The sequence below is a fragment of the Lysinibacillus sp. BSL11 genome, assembly GCF_052928325.1.
In genome coordinates this window covers 1-24,489 of record NZ_JAVGCX010000013.1, presented here as the reverse complement: position 1 = coordinate 24,489, position 24,489 = coordinate 1, and the positions used below count along the sequence as shown (strand labels likewise).

General features: G+C 35.5%; 27 protein-coding genes and 2 pseudogenes. 12 read left to right on the top strand and 17 right to left on the bottom strand.

The genetic code is table 11. The features are described 5' to 3' along the window. Positions 1 to 12: 12 nt before the first annotated feature. Both dut and RCJ95_RS15875 read left to right on the top strand, forming a co-directional pair. A complete protein-coding gene (gene dut / locus RCJ95_RS15880; protein ID WP_337975725.1) occupies positions 13 to 450 on the top strand; it encodes a dUTP diphosphatase in 438 nt (145 codons plus the stop codon). A 139-nt stretch (positions 451 to 589) separates the two neighbouring features. Beyond that, a complete protein-coding gene (locus RCJ95_RS15875) occupies positions 590 to 1,438 on the top strand; it encodes a stalk domain-containing protein (RefSeq protein WP_337975724.1) in 849 nt (282 codons plus the stop codon). An 87-nt stretch (positions 1,439 to 1,525) separates the two neighbouring features. On the opposite strand, the gene RCJ95_RS15870 is transcribed toward RCJ95_RS15875, so the two are convergent. Then, positions 1,526 to 2,029, bottom strand: a complete 504-nt coding sequence (locus tag RCJ95_RS15870) for a PaaI family thioesterase (RefSeq protein WP_337975723.1) — start codon at positions 2,027 to 2,029, stop codon at positions 1,526 to 1,528. Between the two features lie 282 nt (positions 2,030 to 2,311). Between RCJ95_RS15870 and RCJ95_RS15865 the strand changes: the two genes are divergently transcribed. Continuing rightward, positions 2,312 to 2,911: a hypothetical protein gene (locus tag RCJ95_RS15865; RefSeq protein WP_312129335.1), complete on the top strand. Its 600-nt coding sequence runs from the start codon at positions 2,312 to 2,314 to the stop codon at positions 2,909 to 2,911. A gap of 124 nt (positions 2,912 to 3,035) precedes the next feature. Here RCJ95_RS15865 and RCJ95_RS15860 read toward each other — a convergent pair whose 3' ends face one another. Further along, on the bottom strand, positions 3,036 to 3,410 hold the full coding sequence (locus RCJ95_RS15860) for a hypothetical protein (RefSeq protein ID WP_221681854.1): 375 nt from the start codon (positions 3,408 to 3,410) through the stop codon (positions 3,036 to 3,038). Positions 3,411 to 3,602: 192 nt separating this feature from the next. Between RCJ95_RS15860 and RCJ95_RS15855 the strand changes: the two genes are divergently transcribed. From RCJ95_RS15855 to RCJ95_RS15825, 7 genes are all read left to right on the top strand, one after another. Next, a complete protein-coding gene (locus RCJ95_RS15855) occupies positions 3,603 to 4,100 on the top strand; it encodes a DinB family protein (RefSeq protein ID WP_221681853.1) in 498 nt (165 codons plus the stop codon). A gap of 44 nt (positions 4,101 to 4,144) precedes the next feature. Continuing rightward, complete coding sequence (locus RCJ95_RS15850; RefSeq protein ID WP_221681852.1) at positions 4,145 to 4,699, top strand: GNAT family N-acetyltransferase; 555 nt, start codon at positions 4,145 to 4,147, stop codon at positions 4,697 to 4,699. Positions 4,700 to 4,713: 14 nt separating this feature from the next. Continuing rightward, entirely contained in the window at positions 4,714 to 5,475 is a 762-nt protein-coding gene (locus RCJ95_RS15845; RefSeq protein WP_221681850.1) for a glycosyltransferase, read from the top strand. 193 nt (positions 5,476 to 5,668) lie between these two features. Further along, positions 5,669 to 6,613 (top strand): serine hydrolase domain-containing protein, encoded by a 945-nt coding sequence (locus RCJ95_RS15840; protein ID WP_312129331.1) that lies wholly within the window; start codon positions 5,669 to 5,671, stop codon positions 6,611 to 6,613. A 344-nt stretch (positions 6,614 to 6,957) separates the two neighbouring features. After that, complete coding sequence (locus RCJ95_RS15835; RefSeq protein ID WP_048392738.1) at positions 6,958 to 7,524, top strand: TetR/AcrR family transcriptional regulator; 567 nt, start codon at positions 6,958 to 6,960, stop codon at positions 7,522 to 7,524. Between the two features lie 58 nt (positions 7,525 to 7,582). Next, a complete protein-coding gene (locus RCJ95_RS15830; protein WP_446722468.1) occupies positions 7,583 to 9,439 on the top strand; it encodes an alpha/beta fold hydrolase in 1,857 nt (618 codons plus the stop codon). 623 nt (positions 9,440 to 10,062) lie between these two features. Continuing rightward, positions 10,063 to 10,803, top strand: a complete 741-nt coding sequence (locus RCJ95_RS15825) for a tyrosine-type recombinase/integrase (RefSeq protein ID WP_446722467.1) — start codon at positions 10,063 to 10,065, stop codon at positions 10,801 to 10,803. Between the two features lie 148 nt (positions 10,804 to 10,951). On the opposite strand, the gene RCJ95_RS15820 is transcribed toward RCJ95_RS15825, so the two are convergent. Together RCJ95_RS15820 and RCJ95_RS15815 are read right to left on the bottom strand one after the other, a co-directional pair. Continuing rightward, positions 10,952 to 11,665, bottom strand: a complete 714-nt coding sequence (locus RCJ95_RS15820; protein ID WP_221681845.1) for an SDR family oxidoreductase — start codon at positions 11,663 to 11,665, stop codon at positions 10,952 to 10,954. A 32-nt stretch (positions 11,666 to 11,697) separates the two neighbouring features. Then, the gene (locus tag RCJ95_RS15815; RefSeq protein WP_221681844.1) at positions 11,698 to 12,249 is read right to left on the bottom strand and encodes an NAD(P)H-dependent oxidoreductase; all 552 of its coding nucleotides are present in this window, start codon (positions 12,247 to 12,249) and stop codon (positions 11,698 to 11,700) included. A gap of 369 nt (positions 12,250 to 12,618) precedes the next feature. Here RCJ95_RS15815 and RCJ95_RS15810 point away from each other — a divergent pair, with 369 nt between their 5' ends. Further along, positions 12,619 to 12,957 carry a winged helix-turn-helix transcriptional regulator gene (locus RCJ95_RS15810; RefSeq protein ID WP_132362202.1) on the top strand — a complete coding sequence of 113 codons (339 nt, stop codon included), beginning with the start codon at positions 12,619 to 12,621 and terminating at the stop codon, positions 12,955 to 12,957. Between the two features lie 955 nt (positions 12,958 to 13,912). Here RCJ95_RS15810 and RCJ95_RS15805 read toward each other — a convergent pair. The 3 genes and pseudogenes from RCJ95_RS15805 to RCJ95_RS15795 form a co-directional block, all read right to left on the bottom strand. Beyond that, positions 13,913 to 14,555, bottom strand: a pseudogene (locus RCJ95_RS15805) (alpha/beta fold hydrolase). A gap of 1,048 nt (positions 14,556 to 15,603) precedes the next feature. Continuing rightward, positions 15,604 to 16,092 (bottom strand): hypothetical protein, encoded by a 489-nt coding sequence (locus RCJ95_RS15800; protein WP_312129322.1) that lies wholly within the window; start codon positions 16,090 to 16,092, stop codon positions 15,604 to 15,606. A 98-nt stretch (positions 16,093 to 16,190) separates the two neighbouring features. Next, positions 16,191 to 16,382: a hypothetical protein gene (locus RCJ95_RS15795; RefSeq protein ID WP_257522198.1), complete on the bottom strand. Its 192-nt coding sequence runs from the start codon at positions 16,380 to 16,382 to the stop codon at positions 16,191 to 16,193. A 195-nt stretch (positions 16,383 to 16,577) separates the two neighbouring features. On the opposite strand from RCJ95_RS15795, the pseudogene RCJ95_RS15790 reads away from it, so the two are divergent. After that, positions 16,578 to 16,833: pseudogene (locus tag RCJ95_RS15790) on the top strand (AsnC family transcriptional regulator); the annotation flags it as partial. Here the strand turns inward: RCJ95_RS15790 and RCJ95_RS15785 are convergent. The 10 genes from RCJ95_RS15785 to RCJ95_RS15740 all read right to left on the bottom strand — a co-directional run bounded on the left by RCJ95_RS15785 (position 16,818) and on the right by RCJ95_RS15740 (position 24,085). After that, positions 16,818 to 17,306, bottom strand: coding sequence for a GNAT family N-acetyltransferase (locus RCJ95_RS15785; RefSeq protein WP_312129320.1), 489 nt, complete (start codon positions 17,304 to 17,306; stop codon positions 16,818 to 16,820). The pseudogene RCJ95_RS15790 and the gene RCJ95_RS15785 overlap by 16 nt on opposite strands. A 58-nt stretch (positions 17,307 to 17,364) precedes the next feature. Next, positions 17,365 to 18,717, bottom strand: a complete 1,353-nt coding sequence (locus tag RCJ95_RS15780; protein WP_446722466.1) for an FAD-dependent oxidoreductase — start codon at positions 18,715 to 18,717, stop codon at positions 17,365 to 17,367. 92 nt (positions 18,718 to 18,809) lie between these two features. Then, the gene (locus RCJ95_RS15775) at positions 18,810 to 19,031 is read right to left on the bottom strand and encodes a hypothetical protein (RefSeq protein WP_446722465.1); all 222 of its coding nucleotides are present in this window, start codon (positions 19,029 to 19,031) and stop codon (positions 18,810 to 18,812) included. A 59-nt stretch (positions 19,032 to 19,090) separates the two neighbouring features. Further along, positions 19,091 to 19,372, bottom strand: a complete 282-nt coding sequence (locus RCJ95_RS15770; RefSeq protein ID WP_036124835.1) for a Fe-S cluster assembly protein HesB — start codon at positions 19,370 to 19,372, stop codon at positions 19,091 to 19,093. After that, the gene (arsA, locus tag RCJ95_RS15765) at positions 19,369 to 21,138 is read right to left on the bottom strand and encodes an arsenical pump-driving ATPase (RefSeq protein WP_369354130.1); all 1,770 of its coding nucleotides are present in this window, start codon (positions 21,136 to 21,138) and stop codon (positions 19,369 to 19,371) included. Before arsA ends, RCJ95_RS15770 begins: the two co-directional genes overlap by 4 nt. Before the next feature lies 1 nt (position 21,139). Continuing rightward, positions 21,140 to 21,499 (bottom strand): arsenite efflux transporter metallochaperone ArsD, encoded by a 360-nt coding sequence (arsD, locus tag RCJ95_RS15760; RefSeq protein WP_446722464.1) that lies wholly within the window; start codon positions 21,497 to 21,499, stop codon positions 21,140 to 21,142. Position 21,500: 1 nt separating this feature from the next. Next, a complete protein-coding gene (arsC, locus tag RCJ95_RS15755; protein WP_446722463.1) occupies positions 21,501 to 21,920 on the bottom strand; it encodes an arsenate reductase (thioredoxin) in 420 nt (139 codons plus the stop codon). A gap of 12 nt (positions 21,921 to 21,932) precedes the next feature. Next, the gene (gene arsB, locus RCJ95_RS15750) at positions 21,933 to 22,991 is read right to left on the bottom strand and encodes an ACR3 family arsenite efflux transporter (protein ID WP_221683287.1); all 1,059 of its coding nucleotides are present in this window, start codon (positions 22,989 to 22,991) and stop codon (positions 21,933 to 21,935) included. Then, a complete protein-coding gene (locus RCJ95_RS15745) occupies positions 22,984 to 23,310 on the bottom strand; it encodes an ArsR/SmtB family transcription factor (RefSeq protein WP_257522201.1) in 327 nt (108 codons plus the stop codon). Before RCJ95_RS15745 ends, arsB begins: the two co-directional genes overlap by 8 nt. Positions 23,311 to 23,644: 334 nt before the next feature. Next, entirely contained in the window at positions 23,645 to 24,085 is a 441-nt protein-coding gene (locus RCJ95_RS15740; RefSeq protein WP_446722462.1) for an NUDIX hydrolase, read from the bottom strand. Positions 24,086 to 24,489: the final 404 nt, after the last annotated feature.

Sequence of the window (24,489 nt, the reverse complement as noted above, 5' to 3'; positions counted from 1 at the left end):
GGATGAAGAACAATGAATCTAGAAGTAAAAATTAAAAAAGTTCACGCTGATGCCATGCTACCGATACAAGCCAACCCTGGGGATGCGGGCATGGATCTCTATTCCATAGAAGCAGTAGAAATCCCAGCAGGCGTAGCCAAACTCATTAAGACAGGTATACAGATTGAATTACCTAAGGGAACGGAAGCCCAAATTCGACCAAGAAGTGGACTAGCATTAAAGCATAGTGTAACCGTACTGAATAGCCCAGGCACTATAGATGAAGGCTATAGAGGCGAAATCGGTGTTATTTTAATCAACCATGGTCAAGAACCATTTATCGTAGAAAAATCAATGCGCATTGCTCAAATGGTTATTCAGCTTGTTCCTTCTATTCAATTAGTGGAAGTAAATGAATTATCTCAAACGGTCCGAGGCGCATCTGGATTTGGCGCAAGTGGTACGAAATAGCGTGTATATATAAACCTCATAAAGTTTACTTAAAAATCCTGCGAATAAGCAGGATTTTTTTCTCCTTCATAATAGTAGAAGGAAATAATAGGGTTCATATGGAATGAAGTAATGATAGCGAATTAAAGGAGCTAATAAAATGAAAAAAACATATTCAGGTATTTTCCTTATGTTGATTGTCCTTCTTACTTCTATCACAACTGCTGCAGCAGCTAGCAGTCAACTAAAAGTGGACGGTATGATAGTACAAACGGAGGTGAAGCCCGAAATAAAAAACAATCGAACAATGGTACCTTTACGCGTGATAAGTGAAAATTTAGGGGCTAAGGTGCATTGGTCGGATGGCAAAGTGACACTGACCAAAAGTGAGATGAGAGTCAGTTTAAAGTTGAACAGTAACAAAGCCGAAATAAATGGAAAAACGGTAATATTGGATGCGAAGCCATACCTAAAGAATGGACGCACCATTGTACCATTACGTTTTCTAGCAGAAACTCTTGGCTGTAAAGTTCATTACGATCATTTAACGATCTCAATCGATACAGAGCCATTGATGATTAAGGGGATGAAAGTGAAAGCATTCCTTCATGAATACCACATGACAATGGGCGGAGTAGTCGAGCAAATCAATGGCAATGCCTATATGGAAGAAATGCACCGTATATTTACTAAAAATATGGGCACGAAGATAAAACAGCCTGACGACTATACATGGTCTGTCCATAGCACCGTAATTGGGGGCTATTATAAAATGGGCCAATATGATTTCCTGAACATGGAAGGTAGGAGCATAGCACGTTATGATCTCTATTCGTTGGTGCAATCTTCAGATAAACCTTTGACTGGACAGCCAGACGTGTTGATTTATGATGCAACTGTTGACCAATGGTATGAGTTTAACAAAACAGCAAGTGACTCTATTTATTCGTTAATGGAAACTGCGACGAGAAATGGCTTTGTGACAGTTATTAGTAATACAGTTCCATGATGATGAATCCATTAAAAACGCAGTAGAAGAGCACATCTATGAATAAGATGTGCTCTTCTTTATTTTATATAGTGAGGATAAAAAGTGCTATTCATTTTTATTTACATTTTTATTTAGAAAAGTACTAGGCATGACTACAAGAACTACTGTTCCACGAGCACAAAGCGTATCCTGCGCATAAACCTCAGTTTCTACTTTCCATTTTTTCGGGTGAATTTCTTCAACAGTGCCAATTGCCTTTAATGGAACATGTTGGGGTGTTGGCTTTAGGAAATCTACATGAAGGTTAGCCGTTACAAATCGAGGTGGCTCCGCTCCATCACCAATTTCATGTCCATTTTTACGATGCAAGGCAAGCGCTGCCGACCCTGTTCCATGGCAATCAATTAATGAAGCAATTAAACCACCATAGATAAATCCTGGAATACCCATATATTTTGATTCAGGTGTATAGATTGTAATCGTCTTTTCACCATGCCACCCTGTGCGAAGATGATGACCATCATCATTCAAACGGCCACACCCATAACACCAAGCGATATCATCTGGATAAATATCTTGAATTGCTTTTTCTACTTTTAATTCTTCCATTTTTCTCTCCCCAATACTCTAGTATTATATGTTTCTAATCGAACGTTAATCATTTAAGTATAATTAATCATTGCCATTCCATCAATAAAAATCTAAATATTCCATCTATTTAAACTATGCAAGAAAGCACTACCATACACAGCTTTTTAAAATTTCCACCCTATGTAAAACGCTGGCATGGTGCAACAATGAAAGATGGTATACTAAACTATAAATAGAAAAATGTAACGGATTACTACGTTCTTTTACCGTGCTGAAGTAGGAATTAAAGGAGTCAAAGGGATGTCATTAGAAAAGATAATCGATTGTATTTGCAAGGAAGCAACCAATAAAGACAGAAAAAAATTAGAAGAATTACTAGAGCAATTGTATGATTATGAAAGTACTAAAATACTTGATATTTACCCTTATCAGATACAAAGTAATGAAAAATATAGTCAAGTAGAAGTATTCTTCGATAAATTAGAGATGGTCGATTTCCAACAAAAAACGCAGGATTATCATTCGTACCAGAAAAGCCTAGAAAAATTTGAGAGATTTTTTGAATTGATGTGGTTAAAATCATCTGAATTTTATGCATTTTATTATTTACCAGATCCTTTATATAAGGATCAATTGTATTATAAAGTCTACGAGAATGAGTGGAATAATAAAATTATACCTAAAGATCTTACAGAAGGCATTTTATTAAACATTGATGAATACACAATGTTAATTTCACTAATAAAATTAGCTGTTTCGGACCATCTCCATTTACATTTTATTTTACCTGAGGAGAATATTGTATTTAGTGGGAATGGCTTAGCCTTTTTAATTTACAGCCAACATAATCTTGAGTTATTAGAAAAGGTTGCTAATACGGAGGGGCTCTATATCCGTTGAAAAAGTGAGAGAACATTCCCAGCAACATGAAGCTAGATAATATGAAACATACCCTAAAAAAATAGCAACAATCTATGTTTCCGTACAGATCATTGCTGCTATTATTTAAAAATCATTTGTTTTGCTATCGATAATTTATGGCCTCTTTAAATTCATCGGTAGCTAGGATATTGTAAAACATATTTCTACTGTTTACGTTTGCTATTGTCCCTGTGACTGTATTGTCTATCCATAGGTAGTATTCATCATCGTTTAGTTTGATCTTATACTGCGGAGCAATTTCGTTATCGACCTCACCGAATTCTCTAGCTTTTTTAAATGTTTTTTCTATAATTTGAATATCTTTGGCATCGGAGATTTGTTGTAAAGTATCGGGTTGCACTTCATCGAAATTAATTAATTCTTGAATTTCTATCACCTTCGATGCTTCTTTCTGATCGTTACAAGCAACTAACGCTAAGGAACAAATCATTAACAACAAAATTATTTTTATTTTCACCTTGTCTTCACCCCTTTTTGTTCAATCTAGTATATTCCCTTATGAACATTTCTTCAAACTGCAAAACCCTCAAAGTATTTACATATTCTAACAGTCTAAAAAAGGTTTAACCATAGCATAAAAACTTATATGAGAGCTTTCCCCTTGAATGGAATTTATAGTATGCTGATTAAAAGGGAGGAGAGGGATTTTATGCTTAAACAATTGATTGTTGGGGATACAACACAAGAATTGGCTTCTACTCGTCGCATACTGGAACGCTTGCCCGACGAGCATTTGACATGGAGGCCACATGAGAAATCAATGACACTAGGAGGTCTGGCCACGCACCTAATCAATCTGCTAAACTGGCAAATGGCTATTTTACAGTACTCAGACTTTGATCTTTCGACCGTTCCGTTGCGACGAGAGGCAATAGAAAAGCGAGATGACATTCTCGATGAGTTCGATGCAAACGTAAGAAAAGTGGAAATGTTGCTTACTGAATGTGATGAGAAGAAGCTCGGAGAGGAATGGACGCTACGTCACGGTGACCATATTATTCGCCAGGAGCCTCGAGCTATTGCGTTCCGCACCTTCGGATTAAGCCACATGGTCCATCATCGAGCGCAGCTTGGGGTATACTTGCGACTTCTCGATATTCCAGTACCAGGCATCTACGGCCCCTCTGCAGACGAAGAAGGTGAGTAAACTACTTCCATGAATCGCTATTTAGAAAGGTATGAGGTGTTCGATTGAATAAGATAATGACGAAAACAGAACGATTAATTATTCGATTAATGGAAGAGGAAGATTACTCTTCTTGGCTTACGCAATATGAAAATCGTTTACCTTCCCAGCATAAGTACGATGAAGGTAAATTAGATATGAGCATCTGTACGAAAGAATGGTTTCGTGATTTAGTTACTAAGCATCATCAGATGGCTGAGGATGATAAGGTGTATGTATTTGGCGTATTTAGAAAAACAGATAATACGCATATTGGTTTTGTAGACTTCTCAACCATTATGAGGGAAGAATTTCAATGGGCTAGGTTCGGATATACCATTCATAACCATTTTTGGAGAAAAGGTTATGGTAAAGAGGCTGTAAAAGCAGCGATTGATCTAGCATTTAAAAAATTAAATTATCATCGAATAGAAGCTCATATAAACCTCGACAATACGGCATCTATAAAATTAGCAGAAAATGTTGGAATGCTTTATGAATGCACGAGGAAAGGATTCATATACGAGGACAACAAGTGGACTGATCAGCTGGTTTATTTTATAAATGAAGAAGACATTTAAAAGGGAGGAGCTGTATGTACGACATGGAGAACTCTTTAGAAGTGCAAAAGAAAGAGGATATAAAAATTTCAATTGTCATCCCAGCCCATAATGAAGAAAAATATATTGGAAAATGCTTAGACTCTATTTTAAAGGCTTCCAAATCCTTTAAAAATCAAGTGGAGATTATTGTTGTCTTAAATCGCTGTACAGATCGAACAGAGGAAATTGCAAAATCGTATAATTGTATCCTACTAAAAAATAGCGATAAGAACCTTTCGAAGATTAGGAACGCTGGCGTTGATATAGCAAGAGGGGAAATCATCGTCACAATTGATGCCGATACACAGATGAACGAGCACCTTTTATCTAAGGCAGAGGAGAATTTAATCACAGGAAAGTACATTGGTGGCGGTGTTACAGGAAAGTTTGAAAGAATGTCCTTAGGAATTTTTGTTTCAGCTTTGTTATTAATCGGACCACTATTTTTAAAATATGGTGCCATTTCTGTAGGCATCTTTTGGTGCTACAAAAAAGATTTTCAAGCAATTAATGGATTTAATGAAAATATGCTCATGGCAGAAGATGCCGATTTTGCTAAACGATTAAAAGATTGGGGAAAAAAGAACGGAAAAAAATACGGAACGATTCCAAATGGGATGATCACTTCAAGCAGAAAATTTGATAAGCATGGAGACTGGGTTTTACTTAAACGTCCTAAAATGATCCTAGCATACCTTAAAGGTACAGATCAGAAACATGCGAATGAAGCATATTATGAAAATGAAGATCGATAAAAAGATACCGTAACGTTAATCGAACAAGGATTAACGTTTTTTTGTTATCACACTAGCTGGAAAAAAGAAAAGAATTGAATAATTTTTTATAATAAATTATTCTTTATTACATCAATATTGATGATTCATTTCAGCGAAAGGATGGGGATTGATATAGCTGACGTCAATGTGTCAAACCCTAACAATCAGAATGATGAATAACTTTGAAGATTTAATAGAAAAAGAGTATTCCAATATAGCAGGCATCGCTATTAGAAAAGATAATCATTTAATTTACGAAAAATATTTTGATGGGTACACCCAAGATGATGCTTTGCATATAGCATCTGTCACAAAAAGTATCATCTCCATTCTTATTGGAATGGCAATTGATAAAGGATATATGAAAAATATAGAACAGCATGTGTTAGATTTTTTTCCGAATTATACAGTAAAGCGTGGCGAAAAAACCATTCAAAACATCACCATAGCAAATTTGTTGTCAATGACTGCACCCTATAAATACAAGTCAGAGCCTTATACGAAAGTATATTCAAGTGATGACTGGGTAAAAGCTGCATTGGATTTGCTGGGGGGCAAAGGTAATATGGGGGTGTTTAACTATTCTACCGTTGGCACACATATTTTATCAGGTGTTCTTACAAATGCCACGGGTCAATCTGTCCTTGATTTCGCTACAGAAAACTTGTTTAAACCTCTTGCAATCAAAGCACCCACAAATACAACTATACAAAATAAAGAAGACTATTTCGCTTTTCTGAAGGATAAATTTGTCACTGGCTGGATAATAGACCCTAAGGAAGTAAACACCGCTGGTTGGGGACTTACTTTAACGCCACGGGATATGGCCAAAATAGGTCAGCTCTATTTAAATGGAGGTGTATGGAACGGTCGCCAAATTCTTTCTTCTCAATGGATAGAGGACAGCACAAAAGTACAAAGTCGATCAGGAGAGCTGTCCTATGGTTATTTGTGGTGGATACTTGATGATTGCTATGCAGCTTTGGGGGATGGTGGAAATGTAATTTTCATACATCCTCAAAAGAAGATGGTCATTTCGATTGCTTCGCGCTTTATGCCACGTGCCAAGGATCGTGTTGAATTGATTAGAAAACATATGATGCCATTGTTTGAATAACAGCTAGGGATAATAAAAACTCCATTTTGATCAGCATCAATCAAAATGGAGTTTTTATATTGAATGAAGGGTATGAATGAATCAATTTTGCAAATCATCTTTAAAGGGCATAAAAGCATCTCCTTTATTGACTACAAAAATAATACAAGTGCAAGTGAAAAATTGCAAGCCATCCAAAACAGTTTTGGGGTTCTGTTCAACTTTGTTCAAAATGAGATTAATTTTTAGCAGTATAACCAATTAAGGTATAGCTTTTTTGATCAATTTTTTTATTAAACTAACAATAATACTTGCAACACCCATTTTAGTACTGTATAGTTCTAATTATGACAAAAGTAAAATTAATGAATCAAAAACGTGTGATTGAAGTAGCTGCAACATTATTTTTAGAAAAAGGATTTGCTTATACAAGCATGGATGAATTAGTTCGTGTAAGTAAAGTTTCAAAGTCTAATGTGTATTATCACTTCTCTAATAAGGAAGAATTGTTGGAAGGGGTCGTTGATTATTGGATTGAAATGTATCAATCTGCAATAGATGACTTACTATCTCAAAACCAATTATTAGTTGAAGATCGTATCAAATTGTTTTTAAAGCAAATATCACAAGGAGTTCAGACGAGAGAATATAAGGGGAGCTGTCCATTTATTACGCTTTATATTCAAAGTCCTACAAATGCCACAAAAGTAAAAGAAAAAATAGGTCTTTTTTTTAAAGGCTTACAAACGAAAGTTTCTCTATTCCTTAAACAAGGGGTAGAGAATGGTGAATTTAGAAAGACAATAAATATTGACGAGGTTGCATCTCTTTTTATTACAAATCTTGAAGGAGCGCTATTTATTTCAGAAACACTGGAGGATGCAACTGTAATCATGAAAACAGCAGATCATTTGTTTAACTTGCTTCGATAAAAGAAGCATTTTTTTTACATCAAATTAGTACTAAGTAGTACTACAAGGAGGATTTTTTATGAGAACCGTATTTTTAACTGGTGGAACAGGTTTTATTGGAAAGCAATTAGTCGAGGAATTAGCCAAAGAGCACGTTACAATTCTTCTATTAGTGAGATCGAAAAGTAAAGCAACACGCATTTTTCAGGAAAGAGGCATCTTAAAAGAGGCAAATATGCACTTTATTGAAGGTGATTTAACGAAAATAGACTTAGGTCTGAGTGTTGAAGATAAGGAGAGGGTATTGAAAACGGATGTGATGATTCACGCAGGAGGCCCTATGGATATTCAAGCGACAAGTAAAGAGGCCGCTTCCGTCTTTTTAAATGGCGCCAAACATATTAGTGAATTAGCTAAAAGTATTCACCAATTAAAGGGCTTGCAGCAATTTATTCATGTTGTAGGCTATATGAGTCCATTTGATGATAAAAATAGCAAGGTTGCGATAGATGTATTTAAAGAAGGAAACAAATTTTTAAAAATAAAAAATCCATATGAGAGAACAAAGTTTTTAGCAGATCTATATATCCGTCAGCAGGCATCAGCAGTAGGTTATCCGCTGTCTGTCATTAATCCGCCAACTGTGGTCGGTAGTAGTAAAACAGGGAGTACAGAGCAGATAGCAGGATTAGGTTTGCTTGTGACAAGTATGCGAAGAGGGCTCATGCCAGTGATTCCTGGAGGTAAGGGATATAGGTTGCCACTGATTTCAAACGATGAGATTGCGAAGTTTATTGTGCAGGTTTTCAAATTGGAGCAGCCGGCTATTCAAACATATACACTTGTTGAAGACAAAGAGAACGATCCGAACATTGCTGAATTATTAAGTGTCATGTCGGAAAGTATGAATATGCGTGCACCAAAAATCTCTGTTCCAATGCCGCTTATGAAAACAATAATGAAAAGTGGAGTAAGTAAAATAACAAACATTCCTTCTGATGGACTGAATTTTATGACAAAACGAACATTTTCAAATGGTTCGGTGAAAAACATGATGGGGGGAGATTGGTTTAAGAAGACGAGTGTCATGAACTTTTTCCCTGCCGTAGTAGCTGATCTGGATTATCGATTGATGTATCAAAATGGTGAGCTTCATCATTTATTTGAGCGAACATTATGCGATAACAATACCCTTTACCAATTACAAGGAGAGGGGAAACCGTTTATTTTATTACATGGTTTATTGAGTGATGGAGAGGATTTATTTCCTTTAGGAAAAGAGCTTCATGAAAAAACAGGTCGTCCTGTATGGATCATAGACCTTCCTGGTTTGGGACGTTCTCCTTTTAAACGAGAGAAAAATCCTTTAAATATCTATTTGAATGTAGTAAAAAAGTTATTGGAGAAAGCTACTAACGGTGCCCATCTAATTGGCCATTCATTTGGTGCGTATATTCTTTTGGAAGCATTAGTACAAAAGTACATAGATAAGAAGTATACAATTACTTTACTTCAGCCACCTGTTGCCAAAAAAAATGCTCAATCAATAAATGTTCCTCAATTTATAAACAAATGGACATTGAAATTGGCAACTACTAATTTAATAGAGCGTTATTTATTAAATAATGGTTTATTTGAAAATACGGAGAGCATCCCTGAACACTATATTCAAAAAATAGGTAAAAGTTTTACTTCTCCTAGAATTTTAAACACTACTGTTCAGCTTAACAGTTTACTATCGAAAAACATTCAAGGTGATTTCAATGAAGTAACAAAGTATAATCTTCACATTATTTGGGGGGATTCTGACAGAGGCTATTCTGCTCCTTCACATCTGGGTAAGGTTGATTTTGTTCCATATGGTCATCATTTTCCTCTTAGCCATCCGAGTGAAACGGCTAATTTGGTCATAACAAATAGTAGTACTAGCAGATGAGCGTGTGGGATAAATAAAAAGCATGTAGTAAGATCGTTGTGTCTTTGAAATAAAGTTGCTTTGTGAAGAAATATTCTTAAACTCCCATGAAAGAACGTTTTTTTAGAAAATGAACTTGCAAATGAAGATGAGATCTTTCTTCGGTAAAAACTAATATTTAGTATCCTTTGATATTACAGTCGAAAAAGTATACACCTAGCCAGTTGTCGAAATTTATTTGACGACTGGTTATTTTAAAAATTAAAAAGTCCAAAACTAAAGGTTTAAAAATGAAGGAAAATTATTTTATTTTTAAGGAAAGCAGAAAGAATTTTGAAGCTAGAAAGGTAAATTTTTGGTGTCCAAAACCTATGTGACCTTTTACATTCATTTTATCTCACTATTATTAGTATACTTTTCAATGAAACACAACTTCCTATAATTTATATTATGTAAACTAAAATTATTTGGCGTGGAGGAGGGCTTGAATACACCAACTACCCATAATATCTGTACTTTTCGACTTGTAATTTTCAAGTTCCTTATAATTTTCATGTGAACGATAACTCTCCTTTTTTACGATAATGGGATGATTTTGTACAGATAATAATTATTGTTTAATACGATATCTGGAGGTTTTATACTTGCAACTACACGCTGCCATTGACGAATTTGTATTGTATATTGAGATTGAAAAAAATTACTCGGAAAATACGGTTACGAGTTATGAATACGATTTACAGCTCTTCTTAACCTTTTTAATGGAACATGGCTGTTCAACCTGTTTAAATGAGATTACCAAGACCCAAGTACGTCGCTTTATCCAATATCTATTAGGATCTTTAAAACAAAAACCTCGTTCGGTGAACCGAAAAATTTCTTCCTTAAAATCGTTCGCCAAATATTGTTTAATAGAACGATACCTTGCTAATGATTTTACGCACGGGATTGAATCGCCAAAGACCGATGATAAACTTCCTGTGTATATGACATTAACGGATCTAAAGCAGCTATTTGACTATCTAGAACGCGCCCAATCGCGTTTTTCGATGCGGAATGAGCTCATGTTTAAATTATTAGCAACAACAGGTCTAAGACGTTCTGAACTTGTTTCATTAATATGGGAACAAGTTGATCTGGTAAATGAAACAATTCGAATTGATGGAAAAGGAAAAAAAGAACGGATATTGCCCCTTCATCCACACTTAATGCCGCTTCCGGCATCTTATAAAGCTTCTTTAATATCCTATCAAATTTATCCATCAGAGCCAGTTTTCCCTAATAAAAATCGTAAAACATTAGATCCGCGTGGGTTACATTTCATCTTTAATGATGTGTTGAAAAAGTCAGGCCTCCCACCTACCCGCTTTACACTGCATAACTGATGTTACAACAAAATAAGGAAAACGTGTTAGAGTGCCTTTTAAGCCCCATGGAGATGGGAAGATTAAAAAACACTATCTTTTCGTATAGTTCTACAAAAAGAATAGCGTTTTTTCTTGTTTAGTGGATATATTTTCCTCAGCTGCTGACTTAAATTAAAATGTGACCGCCTTCTACATGAAGAACGGTTCCGGTCACGAAACTATTTTGTAGCAAGTATAGTACGCTTTGTGCAACATCTTCAGCTCTTCCTATTCGTTTCACAGGGAGTTTGTTTTCAAGTGCATTATAGAAGTTATTACGTGCTTCTTCAGGCATTTTGCTACGGGAAGGTGTATCAATTATTCCAGGTGAAACGATGTTTACTCGGATCGGAGCAAGTTCTAAAGCCAAAGTCTGGCCTAGATTCGAAATAGCCGCATTGACTGCACCTAGAATTGCTGAGCCAACCATAGACTTGTAGGCTACAACCCCAGAGAACAAAGTGATTGAACCGTTTGGTAAAATTTTCGAAGCACCGTATTTCGCTGCATAATATTGTCCCCAGAATTTGTTTTCAAACAGTTTTCGGGCTTGGGCTGTATCCGTTTGGAGGAATGACCCGCCGGATGTTTCTGCCGCGCTTACCACAAGATGATCGAACTGGCCGATCTTTTCAAAGAAAGACTGGACTTGCTGTTCTTGCGTTGTATCTAGAGTATAAGCCGTTGCTCTATCTCCTAGTTGCTCTTTGGCATTCCGTAATTTATCTTCGGAACGGCTGGCAATGACTACTTCTGCCCCATGAGCTATTAGCTGTTTAGCTGATTCCAAACCAATCCCAGAGCTTCCACCGATCATTATAACTTTTTTATCTTTTAACATGTTTTTCTCCCCTTATACGTTTACTTAATAGATTAAAAATTCAATACCTCTTGTAGATGTAAATCAAGTTCGGATACAAACTTTTCAACTTTCGGATTTTTGACTACATCATAACAAGAGAAACTCTTTAAAGGTTTCATTCCGAGAAATTTCTGTATACGATGTAAATGACTTAATGCTTCTTCTAGGCTGCTCCCTTCAAAAAATTGACTGGGATCGTTAAATGCTTTTTCAGGAGCATTCCAGGTAGTCGAAAACATATATTTCTTTTCAGTCAACAACCCGCCTTCTCCATACTGATCAGCACCCCTAAAAAATAAACCATAAGCATATACTTCATCCATATACGACTTCAATAAGCCCGGGACACTGAACCAATAGATAGGTGTTTGGTAAATGACAATGTCAGCCCATATAAATTTTTGTTGTTCTTCTTCGATTTTATATCCTTTTTGAATAATTGTTGTTTTTACATTGTTTTTTTCACTTAAAAAACTGACCATTTTGTTCATCAATGTTTGGTTTAAATTCCCCTCTGCTGAACTATACTTCTGATGACCGTTAATTATCAGTATATTTTTCATCTTTATCTAGCTCCCTCAATTATATGATTTCTAAAAAACTACCCAGCGTGTAGATGATAACCCTTCTGTACTTAAGGTAAAATTCAAATCGTTTGCTTCATCCGGAAGAACACTCATGATTATGTATCAATAGCAAAAGCATTGATTTATATAGTAATGAGAGCAAACGGTAGTTTGTTTCGTTGATTTCTTGCAATAATTTTAGTCACCTCCTTAATAAGGGATGAAATTATAGGTACAACGATATTATAAATATAGTAACTTCATTTATGGAAATAGTGATATTTATTTCATAAAGTTTCTGAAAGTATACTATTGTGATATGATAAGGTGAATTAAACAAAAAAATTTTTCAGGAGGATGTTTCATATGAGTGTTATTGAGCCAGTAATATTAACCAAAGGAGCACCAGGTGAGACTTGCCCCATTGCTAAAACGCTCGACGTGATTGGGACTAAATGGACTTTTTTAATTATTCGTGATCTGCTTATAGAAGGAACAATGCGATTCAGTGACCTATTGAAATCAATGAATGGAATTAGCCCGAAAACACTTTCACTCCGTCTTAAGACACTAGAAGATCATGGGATATTGAATAAAAAGGTATTCCCGGAGGTTCCCCCTCGTGTGGAATATACGTTAACAGACAAAGGAAAACAATTAGAAGGTATTTTCATTGAATTAAAGAGATTTGGATTAAATTTATAAATAATTAAAATAAGTCATTCTCTAAATTTTGGTAAGTTAATTATGAATCATATCAGAGCATTTTTTTAAAATCTATTTCTCAGGCTATGAACTATACAAACTACGCTATCACCGCATATTGATAGTAAAGTAAAGCTATTTTAGCCTTACACCTCTGTTACTTAGGGGCACTCCTATCCCAAGTGACCCTTTTTATTTTTTTCCTTAAAGTGTTCCTTAACACTTTTTTAAATTTATTTAAAAGAACCTAGGCTGCTTCACTTTTGTCTTTTATTAGATTTTGCAAGATCAAAATCAACACCTTTTTTAAATACTTTTTAAAAATTCAGAGTATCAAATTTATTACTTATCCATTGGTTCTTTATAATGTGTAAAAAAGAGTCGAACATACAAATTTGTATGTTCGACTCTTCAAGTATTCCTGTTTTAGAATTTCAAAATATATTTTCTTATGGACTTGAATCGTGATTCTTTAACAACAAGCTAAGTTCATTTCTCTTAGAATAATTTTTATGAATATTAGACAAATCTACATTAAACGATAATTAACATTATTTAAACGAATAACCCCCTTTTGAACGATAATCTATAGGAACCATCCGATAACTATAAGTTTGTGTCAGCGGTATTTATATTATGTAAACTAAAATCATTTGGCGAGGAGGAGGGCTTGAATACGTCAACTTCCCATTATATCTGTACATTTCTACTTGTCATTCTGAAGTTCTTGGCTGTTCGAAGTATTCTAACAGTCTAATTTTTTGAATATTACTAAATAAATAGAGTCAAAGAGTCCAAAGTAAAAATGGACAACCTTACATTGAATATTGTAAAGTCATCCATATCTCTAGTTAATCAAATAAATAATCCTTTTCATGCACCTCCTAAAGTAGAAATATCTATTACAAAATACAAGAAGGTGATTCGTATACTAATTTAAATACATATAAAGTTGTTAATAGGTAATCAAAAATTTTATTAATTCATCATACATTCTTTCGGAATCATGCCCGAGCCAAATTAAATGACCCCAATTTTGAAGAATACAAAGTTTCGAATTTGTGATGTTATGTTGTGCATGATAAGCATGTTCAACAGGTGCAGCACTATCATTTATACTATGTAAAATTAATGTAGGACACTTAATTGAGCATAAATCAGCTGCAGAAATTGTTCCAGTTTGTGATAAGTCGATCATAAAACCATATCCAGAGCGTTGTCAATTGTTCATTTTACGAAACATCTCAATATCAACATCAGTAATTTGAGCGGCTACTTCAATATGCAGAAATGGCAATTACATGTACCTTTTCGATATTCAAATGATTGAGTATAGTTAAATAAGCATGGCAGGCTGTTTGAAGATCTTTCCCGAGAAGTGGATCTGTATTACAATATCCAGCTCTAGAAGGAGTTATTATTGAATAACCTTGTTCCAATAATTCAGCGTAGCCAAACTCTTCTTTACAATTAGAATGTCCACCATGAAACACAAGTATTGGTGTACCTTTTCCTATAATTGAATATTCCATTTTTCTTCCAATATCGTCAATGAAATTATCGATAACTCTTTCCTGATAAAGCTCCGTTTCCCCCATTGAAGTTTGCACAACTTACACCCCTTTTTTAAAAAAAACTTAGAATATTGATACATATATAGGATCTAATATCGTTTTATTCTTTTATTAACTTCTTGTACATTTAGTTCTACAAAAAAATGCGTAACCCTGCCTTAGATGAGAAAAGAATTGCACGATCATTATATTGGATCTTTAATGAAAACGAGCGCTGTTTCTTATTACAGTATCACACTCAATTGTTGAATATCACATGGGAGTTTTTTCAACATTATAAACGGTTCAGTCCTTAAAACTTCTTTTTCATTCCCTGAGACAATTTTACGGACTTCTTTTGCATTTGAAATGATTCTTAAATATACGAATAAGAAATGTCCAGACTTGTATATGGACAAGAATCTACAGACCCTTCGTTCATGATATTGGTTCACACTCTACAACAGTTGTTGGGCTCTCCATAGATTTTTATCAGCTATGATTTTTCAATTAGTTCGATAGCATCTTGTTTCTTTATTTCCATGTTTACATCCCTACAAACTCTTATATGCTCTTTTGCTTCCAGCTTATCCCTCTATAAGTAGTCATCTATTCGGTCTATATCCCGATGTTTTCTGTGCTTCGGCGGATGTCTCCACCTCCTTGTTTCTTTCAAGATTGGAGTTTGTTCTGTCCTTCACCATAGTTGACTTGGCTACTATGACTTCTCTTGATTCATCTGACTATCACTAGACAAATTGTTAATTAAAATAACCCTCAAGAGACCTCCCTGGGTAAGCACAAACACTTTCTTCTCATGTAACTCCCAGATTTACTGTATATGATTCGGACAGTATTAGACTTCGCTTTGTTATGCAAGCTTATCCATCCCAAGCCAACCTTCTATCTGATTTCTGTTCAACAGTTCGAGAGTTTGCGTCCTATTACCTCCAGATTCCACGTAGCCATGGACACCCCTGTCTTTTGCTAACAGATCCTACTGCCAAGCCTGTATGGACTTTTACCATCGAGTTGTTGTCATGCCGGGCACACATAAAAAGCGTTAATCCATTTGGATCAAAACTTCATTTATTCATCTTGTATCTCTTTGTTTAACTAATGCGAAACAATAAGCTATAAAAACAGTGGTAAATAGTAACGCAAGTAATGTCCATCCATTAAAGAAGATACTATTTGAATATGTGTTAAGTAATGGAATTTGAGTTATTTTAGTAACTGAATCATTATTTTCAAAGACTAATAATCTAAATTCTCTTGCTTCTTTAAAAGTAAAGAAATATATCATACTCGAAAGAAGGAATGAAAATATAATTATTATTTTATATTGCATTGTCTTGTAAGTTCTTATAGCAAAAGAATATGCAATTTTAAATGTACCAATAATCGAAACTATCAAGAACGGCATTAAAAATACTAAAGGAAAGAGTCCTGGATTACCATTACTAATATTATTCTCTGAACTACCTATCAAAACTGGTTCAGTTAAAAAATTAATCACGTAAAAGGCGATAGAAGTAACAATTACGTTTAAAGAATAAAAAAACAATGATAATTTATTCACTTTTCCCCCTCACAATCTTTAAATTATCTACTCATGTAAACTGTATTGATTTTATCAGATATTTTTGTCCAACTTACATAATTAGTAGATGTATTATATTATCCACCGTCTGGATCTTTATAGCCTACATAATTTCCACCTTCAGTGTCATAACCATGTATTAGTCTCCAATGGTAGTTTTCTCCACTAAGTAATAACCACACTGCTCCAACAGGATTATTACCGTTTTTCGCTGTTTGGATACCTCCAAATGTTGGTGCACCACTAGAATTAAAGTTCCATCCTGCCATGTCATGATTTAAGTAAAGTTTTAGACCATTTGCAAAAGAAATATCTAAAGTATTTTCTGAAAATGTGGAAACCTCATTCGTTTGAATTTGACCTTGCTTTGCTTGTATTGAACTCCAAATTTATATCTTTGAAGTTCTCTAGCACCCTCGAAATCCTTAGCTTTTTGAGTTTTCCATAATAACAGCCGTTTATAAATGAGCGAGCTTGGAAGAAGGGTACATCTGTCCTACCCATCAGTAACGGAACGTGTAAGACAAATGGAATCATTGGGAAATATAAAAAAATAAACTTTAGAAGTTGATTATGAGAAATTAGGTTTACCAATCCAATGCATATTTGAAGCCACTGTAAAAAATGGTGACTATAAATCTTTTTAAAATTATATCGAGAAACTTCCTAGTATAGAATTTGGTTAGCATAGCAGGGAGCGCGTACTATATGTTTAATCTTCTTTCCATTAAAACTGTATCATGCCATATCCCATCTAACTGAGCAATTTTTTCTCTTGTACCAACAATTCGAAAGCCCATCTTTTTATGTAATTGGATACTTGATGTATTGATCGCAAAGATGGATGATTGGAGTGTCCAAAACCCCTCCTTTTCACTCGTTTCTATTAGTAATTTAAAAAGCCTTGAAGCAATACCCTTGCCTTTATGATCACTTGATAGATAAACACTAACTTCTCCCACTCCAGAATAAACAGCGCGTGTAGAGACAGGGGAAATACTAATCCAACCAACTACTCTATTGTGTTCCTCTGCAACAAAGCGCAGGGCCGCATGATGTCTTTCCTCCCATACCTGTTCACTTGGCACAATTGTTTCAAAGGTTGCTATCCCTGTTTCGATTCCCTCTTTATAAATATTTAATACCTCTTGTAAATCTTTCTTTTCCATTTTACGAATAATTAGTGTGTCCATCTCATTTCCCCCTTAGTATTTTAAAAAGGACTGCTAGCTTGCGCTAACAGTCAAATTTTTAACAACATGTATTTGATTGATTGACAAGATTAATACTACATACGCCTGTTTCTGGTAATTCTAATTCCACACGTTTCGACGCTTCTTCATCTCCTGATAAATAAGCTGTTATGGAACGAACCTGTTCATAGCCTGTTGCCATTAAAAATGTGGGTGCACGTCCATAACTTTTAGCTCCGACAATATAGAAGTCCTTTTCAGGTTGACGTAGTATTTCTTCACCATGCGCCCTTACTGTGCCACAACTATGAACATTTGGATCAATTAGTGGCGCTAATGCTTGCACACTTTCTGTTGCTGAGTCAATCGAAAGGCGTAATTCGCTGTTAATTGATAGGTCTGGTCTATTTCCCGCATTGACAATAAGCTCTTCAAATCCTGTTAATACTTTTTGTTCTCCGTTTATAGTACCAACAATATGGATGTTCTCTTCTTTCTTCACCTGTGAGATATAGAAAGGAGTTATTACTTCAACCTTACCTGTATCTACTAATTCGTGAATGCGAACACCGAGTGCGCCACGTGCTGCTAATGCATCTTTTTCTTCTCCACCATAGGCTTCTTCTACAGTTCCTTTACGCATAATCCATACTAGCTTTGTTGAAGGGTTTTCTCTCTGTAATTCAGCCAAAGCTAATAAGGTATTGATCGCTGAATGGCCACCACCAATAACTGCAATTTTCTTATTAGCATATCTTTTAGTATTCGTATTAATTTCTGGGATACCATACTCAATGTGATCTGCTAATGCTTTTTCATTTTGGAGCCATACACCTGTAGAATTTGCTGGGTTTGGGTTCCCCCATGTTCCTGTTGCATCAATAACAGCTTTTGCCTCAATAATATCGATGTCATCCTCTTTTTCAACATATATATTAAAGGACTGATTGAATCGATTTTTTGATTTCATTTTATCATTTTTTTGTCTTGAAATAGCTACTACTTTGGAGTTCAATCGGATACTTGGTTTTATTTGTCTTAACTCTGCCAAAGGTTTTAAATAAAGATCAATTAACTCATGCCCGGTAGGTATTGTTTCTAAGTTAGGTTCTACCCAATCAGACCCCTCTAATAATGATTTAGCAGCTTTATTGATGTTATATCGCCATGGTGAAAATAATGTAACATGCCCCCAGGTACGAATATTGTGTGCTATTTCATGCCCAGCCTCAAGTAAAATAAATGCTTGCTTTTGTTCCACTAAATGAGCAGCTGTAGCTAATCCAATGGGACCTGCGCCAATTATGACAATCGGTAAATTCTTATTGGGGTTATTAACACTCTCCTGTACTTCAATATCCTTAGTAGTACAACAAGATCCATTTTGGTTGATTACTTTTAGTGTTTTCATCATTAAATTCTCCTCTTTTTTATATAAGCATTCACTTATATAAAATGTATTTTTTACGCCTAGCAGTTAGCTAGACGTTGTAAACTTAGTAATTAACACATTTCAATTTCACACATTGTTTTATCAATTTCTTTTATAGCTTTTTCAAATTGCAACCATGTCGAAGTGCCGTAACGAGCTATATCTCCTTTAAAGAAGAAGTTAAAAGCAAACTCTTTAGCCTGTATCAAAGTGTATTCTCTACTAATCATAATTAACTTCAAATAAGCGATAAAATAATCTTTAGTTAATACACTAGCATGGTTAACTGTCATTATTGTATCCTCCATTCAATGGATTGAATAATTGCTAAGACAGTATTTAAGGTATCTGTTTAGCAAGATGTCGGTGAGTATCCAACTAATACTAAACCTAGTTCACCATTCTCTTCTTCTGCATGGATCGTAACATCTGTTAATTGCGGTGCAATATCAGGATGAATTGCGACCTCGATACCTTCAATTGTTTGAATTGCATCTTCTTCTGCTGGTGCTTCTAAGCCTACACCTAAATTAACACCACAGCAGCCTGCAATACCAAAGAAACGAAGCGTTTTAACCTCTGAATCAGCTAATACCTGTTCTAAATAATTTTTACCTTCTGGACTCATTTTCATTTGATTTTCTCTCCTTTTAATTCATGTAAACCTTGTGTTCCGACTGGTGGCGTTATTACCCATGGAATGGCCACGAATTGATTATTGCTGATGGATCTAACTTCTTTTAGCCATTTCGTTTCAGCTTGTTGTTTTTGAATTAATGTTGGACTTGTTGTATAGATAGATGAAAATGTTTGATTAACAACCCACCAATCAACAGATAATCCAGCACGGTGTAAATCTTCTTGTAAGCGCGAAGCTTCATAAACAGGTGTTGCTTCAGGAAGAGTTACAATGGCAACACTCGTATAAGACGCATCACGCAACCTTGGTAACAGGTTAGAAACAGCTGGAGGAATATCCCCTTGTGAACGGCTTATTTCGAGATGATAAGCTTCTGTTGCGTCCAGTAAAAGCAACGTATGCCCTGTTGGTGCAGTATCAATAATAATGACTTCATCTTGATGATTTTCTACAACGTTAGCAAATGCTCTGAATACAGCTATTTCCTCTGTACAAGGAGAAGCTAAATCCTCTTTCACAAATGCTAAACCTTCCTCATTCATCGTTTCACTTGCCTTAGCAAGCACTTCTGCTTCATAGTTTGCCACTTCTGCTTTTGGATCGATACGACTGATCGTTAAATTTTTAACGTTATCATCACCGAATGTCCAATTGAGGTGTGCGGCAGGATCTGTTGTAGTTAAATGTACATGAGTACCCTCTTCCGCTAATCGTAATGCAATATAAGAAGCCACCGTTGTTTTTCCAACCCCACCTTTACCCATCGTAAAAATGAGTTTCGGCTTACGCTCTAAATAATCTGCAATCATTTCTTCTATCCCAGGAATCTTAGTTACTTCATTTGATCCATCTTCATGTATAACTTCTTGGTCAGTCATCCATGCTTGCATACGCTCAATACTTGATAAAGAGTACGGTACAAAAGGTAAGTAGAATTGCTCAAATTGATTTAGTTCTTCAGGAATTCTTGCTATTGCATCAGCTTGACGTGCAATGAAAGCCTCTTCGATATCATCTGTAGAATTTGCATTGCTCATATATCCATTAATTAGTAGGGTCTGATTTTGAATACCTATTTCAAACAATTCGCGAGAAGCACGTGCTGCTTCCTTTAAAGGATTTTCTTCTGGGCGTGTCACTAACATTAACGTTGTTTGATTAGCATTCTTTAAACGTTCAACTGCCTCTTTATAGACTTCACGTTGTGGTTCTAGCCCTTTTAAAGGACCTAAACAGGAAGTGCCAGTCGTGTTATCATCTAGAAACGTAGACCATGCAGAAGGCAATTGTAGTAATCGTAACGTATGCCCTGTAGGTGCAGTATCAAACACGACAGTGTCAAAATTTCCAATTACTGAAGTATCAGTTAATAGTGATGCAAATTCATTAAAGGCAGCAATTTCTACTGTGCAAGCACCAGAAAGTTGTTCCTCCATATTTTGTAATACCACTTCAGGTAGTTTTCCACGGTACGGACCAACCATTTGCTCTTTATAATGTTGTGCCGCCTGTTCAGGGTCCAAATTTATCGCAAATAAATTGTTTATGCCTTCAATTTTAGTTGGACTATTAGAAAGCGTTTGGCCAAAAATATCTTGTAAGTTGGATGCGGGGTCTGTACTAATTAAAAGTACCTTTTTCCCTTCCTTTGCAATGGTAATTGATAGGCTACACGCAACCGATGTTTTCCCAACGCCCCCTTTCCCCGTAAAAAACAGGAATGGGGTGTCTGGGAAATAACTTCTTGTAAAGCGTTCCATATTACGCATCTCCTTTTAGTGACAAGCGTACTTTTGGCTTTTGTAGTAATTCGTCTTCTGAAAGTCCTGACCACTGTGAAAATTGTTCATTTGTTGGATATATCCCTTTACAAAGTAATTCTCCATCCACAAACGTTGCAGGCAAGGCATCAATTCCTTCCGACATTAATAGTTGATTGATTGCTTCGTTTTCTACAAAAGCATTTGGCTCGTTTGTAAGATTTAATCTTTCAGCTTCTATGTTTGTTTTCTTTAAATTATTCATAATAAATGACATACGCAATAATTCTGGGTCTATAGAGGGTCCACATAAGCCTGTAGAACAGCACATTGCTGGTTCATAGATATGAATTTTTTTCAATTTATTTCAGCTCCTCAATTACAAATTGTTCAATGCGTTTACCAATTGCATCACGAACATTTTGAAATACAGACCATTTCTCTTCATCCGTACCTGTCGCTTTCGCTGGATCTTCAAATCCCCAATGTTCACGGCGAACGTGAGGAGGTGTCATTGGGCATTTATCAGCTGCATCTCCACATAACGTGACTACTAACGTGGCGTTATGTAATGTCTCCATATCAATTAAATCGGATGTATGATTTGAAATATCAACCCCCACCTCGGCCATCGCTTTTATAGCATTCGGGTTTACACCATGTGCTTCAATCCCAGCACTTTTAACTGTCCAATTGGTTGGTAGTAGCTTTTTTGCCCATCCTTCAGCCATCTGACTTCGACATGAGTTTCCTGTACATAAGAAATAAAGTGTATTTGTCATAGTAATTGCTCCTTATAATTTAATGGTTTTAAAGTATTTTTTCTGCCAACGTAGGGCAACCCATACAAGTCCGATGAGAACAGGTACTTCTACAAGTGGACCAATAACAGCAGCAAATGCCACGCCACTGTGAAGGCCAAACACGCCAACTGCTACCGCAATCGCCAGCTCAAAATTGTTACTTGCAGCTGTAAAAGAAAGAGCTGCTGTGACAGGATAAGATGCCCCTACTTTACGGGAAGAGAAGAATGACACAGCAAACATAATTACAAAGTAAATAAATAATGGGATTGCAATTCGTACCACATCAAGTGGCAGTTCCACTAATTGCTCACCCTTTAAGGCAAACATCATCACTATCGTAAATAACAGGGCAATTAAAGTAAGTGGTGAAATCTTTGGCAAGAATTTTTCCTCATACCACTGTTTCCCTTTTGTTTTAATGCCTATCCATCGTGTGAGGAACCCTGCAGCAAATGGTATCCCTAAGTAAATCAGTACGCTCTTAGTAATTTCCCACATGGAAATAGAAACACTAAAATTCTCTAAGCCAAACCAACCAGGTAATACATTTAAGAAAAAGTAAGCAAAAATTGAATAAGTCACGATTTGAAAGATGGAGTTAAACGCAACTAAACCAGCTACATATTCACGGTCTCCACGTGCTAAATCGTTCCATACAATCACCATTGCAATACAACGAGCTAAACCAATCATAATCAGTCCAGCCATATACTCTGGATAATCGTGCAGGAAGATGATGGCTAAAAAGAACATTAAGAACGGTCCGAGTAACCAGTTTTGAAAAAGAGAAAGTAAAAGCACTTTCCAATCCTTAAACACACGCCACATTTCTTCATACTTTACTTTCGCTAATGGTGGGTACATCATGACAATTAACCCGATAGCAATCGGTATGGATGTTGTGCCAATAGACATGGCCTCTAATGCTTCTCCAATATTAGGCATTGTCAAACTTAATAAAACACCTATTCCCATAGCAACAAATATCCATAGGGTAAGGTAACGATCTAGAAAAGAAAGCTGCTTGGTTAAAGAATTATTATTCATTATCAGTTCCCCCTACATGGCAACAATCTGTGCCACAGTTGCAACCCTTTAAAGGCTGAATTTGTTCTAAGATGCCCTTCATCAATGGCGTTTGATCCTCTACTAAACGGTAATGTTTCCAAGTCCCTACTTTTCGTTCCGTAATAATGCCTGCCTCCTTTAATTTTCGCAGATGTTGACTAACGGCTGGTTGTGATATGCCTAGTACATCTACAAAATCACATACACATACCTCCCCATTCTTCATACATGCGAGTAATTTAATGCGATTTAAATCTGCAGCTGCTTTTAGTTGTTTTTCAATTAGTGTATTTTCCATTTATCTGCACTCCTTATATAATTATTTGCTTATATATTATTTTAAATAAAATCACCTCGTTAAAGAAAGGTGAATTAATCCGTATATAACTATATTCTTATATTATGATTTAATGTTTTGAATTGCAACAGATTTTTGTAGATTTAGAATAAAGATTGAGCAAAAATACCTCACAAACCTTTATTTTACGTTAAATAAGAAGAATTCCTTTTTGAAAAAGATTGATCAAAAGGGATTCTTCTTTAGCAGTTTTAAGTTAGGTTTTTATAAAAAAGTTTGATCATTTTCCAACTTTGTTGCTCCACAATGGCGCCCTATAATGGAAAATGTATAACTAATATTTCATCTGCATATTATCTTGTAGTATTTTCTCTGCAAGTTTAATGTTTTCTTTTAGAAATAAAGGTAGTTCCGTATGTGCAAGAACCTCTGATGTAGTCATCCAAATAACATCATCCACTTCTTCAGTACTTTTAGCGTAAGGTTCTCCAGATTTATGATGACATAGGAAAACTATATCGATGACATTTATCCCTGATTCTGTCACGAAGGAGGAGCTATTTACATATTTAATGCCTGTAATTTCGCTACCTACTTCTTCAAAAACTTCTCGTTTTAATGTTCTTTCCAGAATATCAGACGAATCACCTTCAATTTCACACTTTCCTCCTACTAATGAGAGACCTCCACCAGCATGCTCCTCCTTTTCACTTCTACGGATTAAAAGCCATTTCTCTTTGCGACGAATAGCCCCTTCTACATTTACTACAAACATAAAATACCCCCTAAAATTTATACTTTATCCATAAACACATGGCCCATTTTATTTCGTAGACGCATTTTTTTCTGCAGAAATGCGCCCGGTTATAGAACCTTCAAACAATATTCTGTTAATCATATCACACACCAATTATTACCATCACGACTCAAGCACTTTAATTTGAACTAATAATAAACTAATTTTTTAGATTATTCTCAATATTAATCCTCCTAATTTCTCCAAAACCCTTATTCAACAATATGGCCCGATCGTAATATGAGGTTAGCCAGTTTTTTTTCTGGTTGACCTTTTTCTTTTAGGTCTTATTATAACGGTAGTCGGGGTAGAACGTCTGGCCCGTGGGACTAGATCCCGTCCGCAAAACTGTTCACCCCCTACTTGTATAAACATGTTTCGAG

Bases quoted from the DNA above. Each gene is read 5' to 3' on its own strand.
- RCJ95_RS15795 (WP_257522198.1), bottom strand. From the start codon at position 16,382: ATGGCAGGATGGAACTTTAATTCTAGTGGTGCACCAACATTTGGAGGT.
- dut (WP_337975725.1), top strand. From the start codon at position 13: ATGAATCTAGAAGTAAAAATTAAAAAAGTTCACGCTGATGCCATGCTA.
- RCJ95_RS15845 (WP_221681850.1), top strand. From the start codon at position 4,714: ATGTACGACATGGAGAACTCTTTAGAAGTGCAAAAGAAAGAGGATATA.
- RCJ95_RS15740 (WP_446722462.1), bottom strand. From the start codon at position 24,085: ATGTTTGTAGTAAATGTAGAAGGGGCTATTCGTCGCAAAGAGAAATGG.
- RCJ95_RS15770 (WP_036124835.1), bottom strand. From the start codon at position 19,372: ATGAAAATGAGTCCAGAAGGTAAAAATTATTTAGAACAGGTATTAGCT.
- RCJ95_RS15780 (WP_446722466.1), bottom strand. From the start codon at position 18,717: ATGAAAACACTAAAAGTAATCAACCAAAATGGATCTTGTTGTACTACT.
- RCJ95_RS15785 (WP_312129320.1), bottom strand. From the start codon at position 17,306: ATGGACACACTAATTATTCGTAAAATGGAAAAGAAAGATTTACAAGAG.
- RCJ95_RS15745 (WP_257522201.1), bottom strand. From the start codon at position 23,310: ATGGAAAATACACTAATTGAAAAACAACTAAAAGCAGCTGCAGATTTA.
- RCJ95_RS15875 (WP_337975724.1), top strand. From the start codon at position 590: ATGAAAAAAACATATTCAGGTATTTTCCTTATGTTGATTGTCCTTCTT.
- RCJ95_RS15815 (WP_221681844.1), bottom strand. From the start codon at position 12,249: ATGAAAAATATACTGATAATTAACGGTCATCAGAAGTATAGTTCAGCA.
- arsA (WP_369354130.1), bottom strand. From the start codon at position 21,138: ATGGAACGCTTTACAAGAAGTTATTTCCCAGACACCCCATTCCTGTTT.
- RCJ95_RS15830 (WP_446722468.1), top strand. From the start codon at position 7,583: ATGAGAACCGTATTTTTAACTGGTGGAACAGGTTTTATTGGAAAGCAA.
- RCJ95_RS15870 (WP_337975723.1), bottom strand. From the start codon at position 2,029: ATGGAAGAATTAAAAGTAGAAAAAGCAATTCAAGATATTTATCCAGAT.
- arsC (WP_446722463.1), bottom strand. From the start codon at position 21,920: ATGACAAATACACTTTATTTCTTATGTACAGGAAACTCATGTCGAAGT.
- RCJ95_RS15865 (WP_312129335.1), top strand. From the start codon at position 2,312: ATGTCATTAGAAAAGATAATCGATTGTATTTGCAAGGAAGCAACCAAT.
- RCJ95_RS15820 (WP_221681845.1), bottom strand. From the start codon at position 11,665: ATGTTAAAAGATAAAAAAGTTATAATGATCGGTGGAAGCTCTGGGATT.
- RCJ95_RS15775 (WP_446722465.1), bottom strand. From the start codon at position 19,031: ATGACAGTTAACCATGCTAGTGTATTAACTAAAGATTATTTTATCGCT.
- RCJ95_RS15840 (WP_312129331.1), top strand. From the start codon at position 5,669: ATGAATAACTTTGAAGATTTAATAGAAAAAGAGTATTCCAATATAGCA.
- RCJ95_RS15855 (WP_221681853.1), top strand. From the start codon at position 3,603: ATGCTTAAACAATTGATTGTTGGGGATACAACACAAGAATTGGCTTCT.
- RCJ95_RS15835 (WP_048392738.1), top strand. From the start codon at position 6,958: ATGAATCAAAAACGTGTGATTGAAGTAGCTGCAACATTATTTTTAGAA.
- arsB (WP_221683287.1), bottom strand. From the start codon at position 22,991: ATGAATAATAATTCTTTAACCAAGCAGCTTTCTTTTCTAGATCGTTAC.
- RCJ95_RS15810 (WP_132362202.1), top strand. From the start codon at position 12,619: ATGAGTGTTATTGAGCCAGTAATATTAACCAAAGGAGCACCAGGTGAG.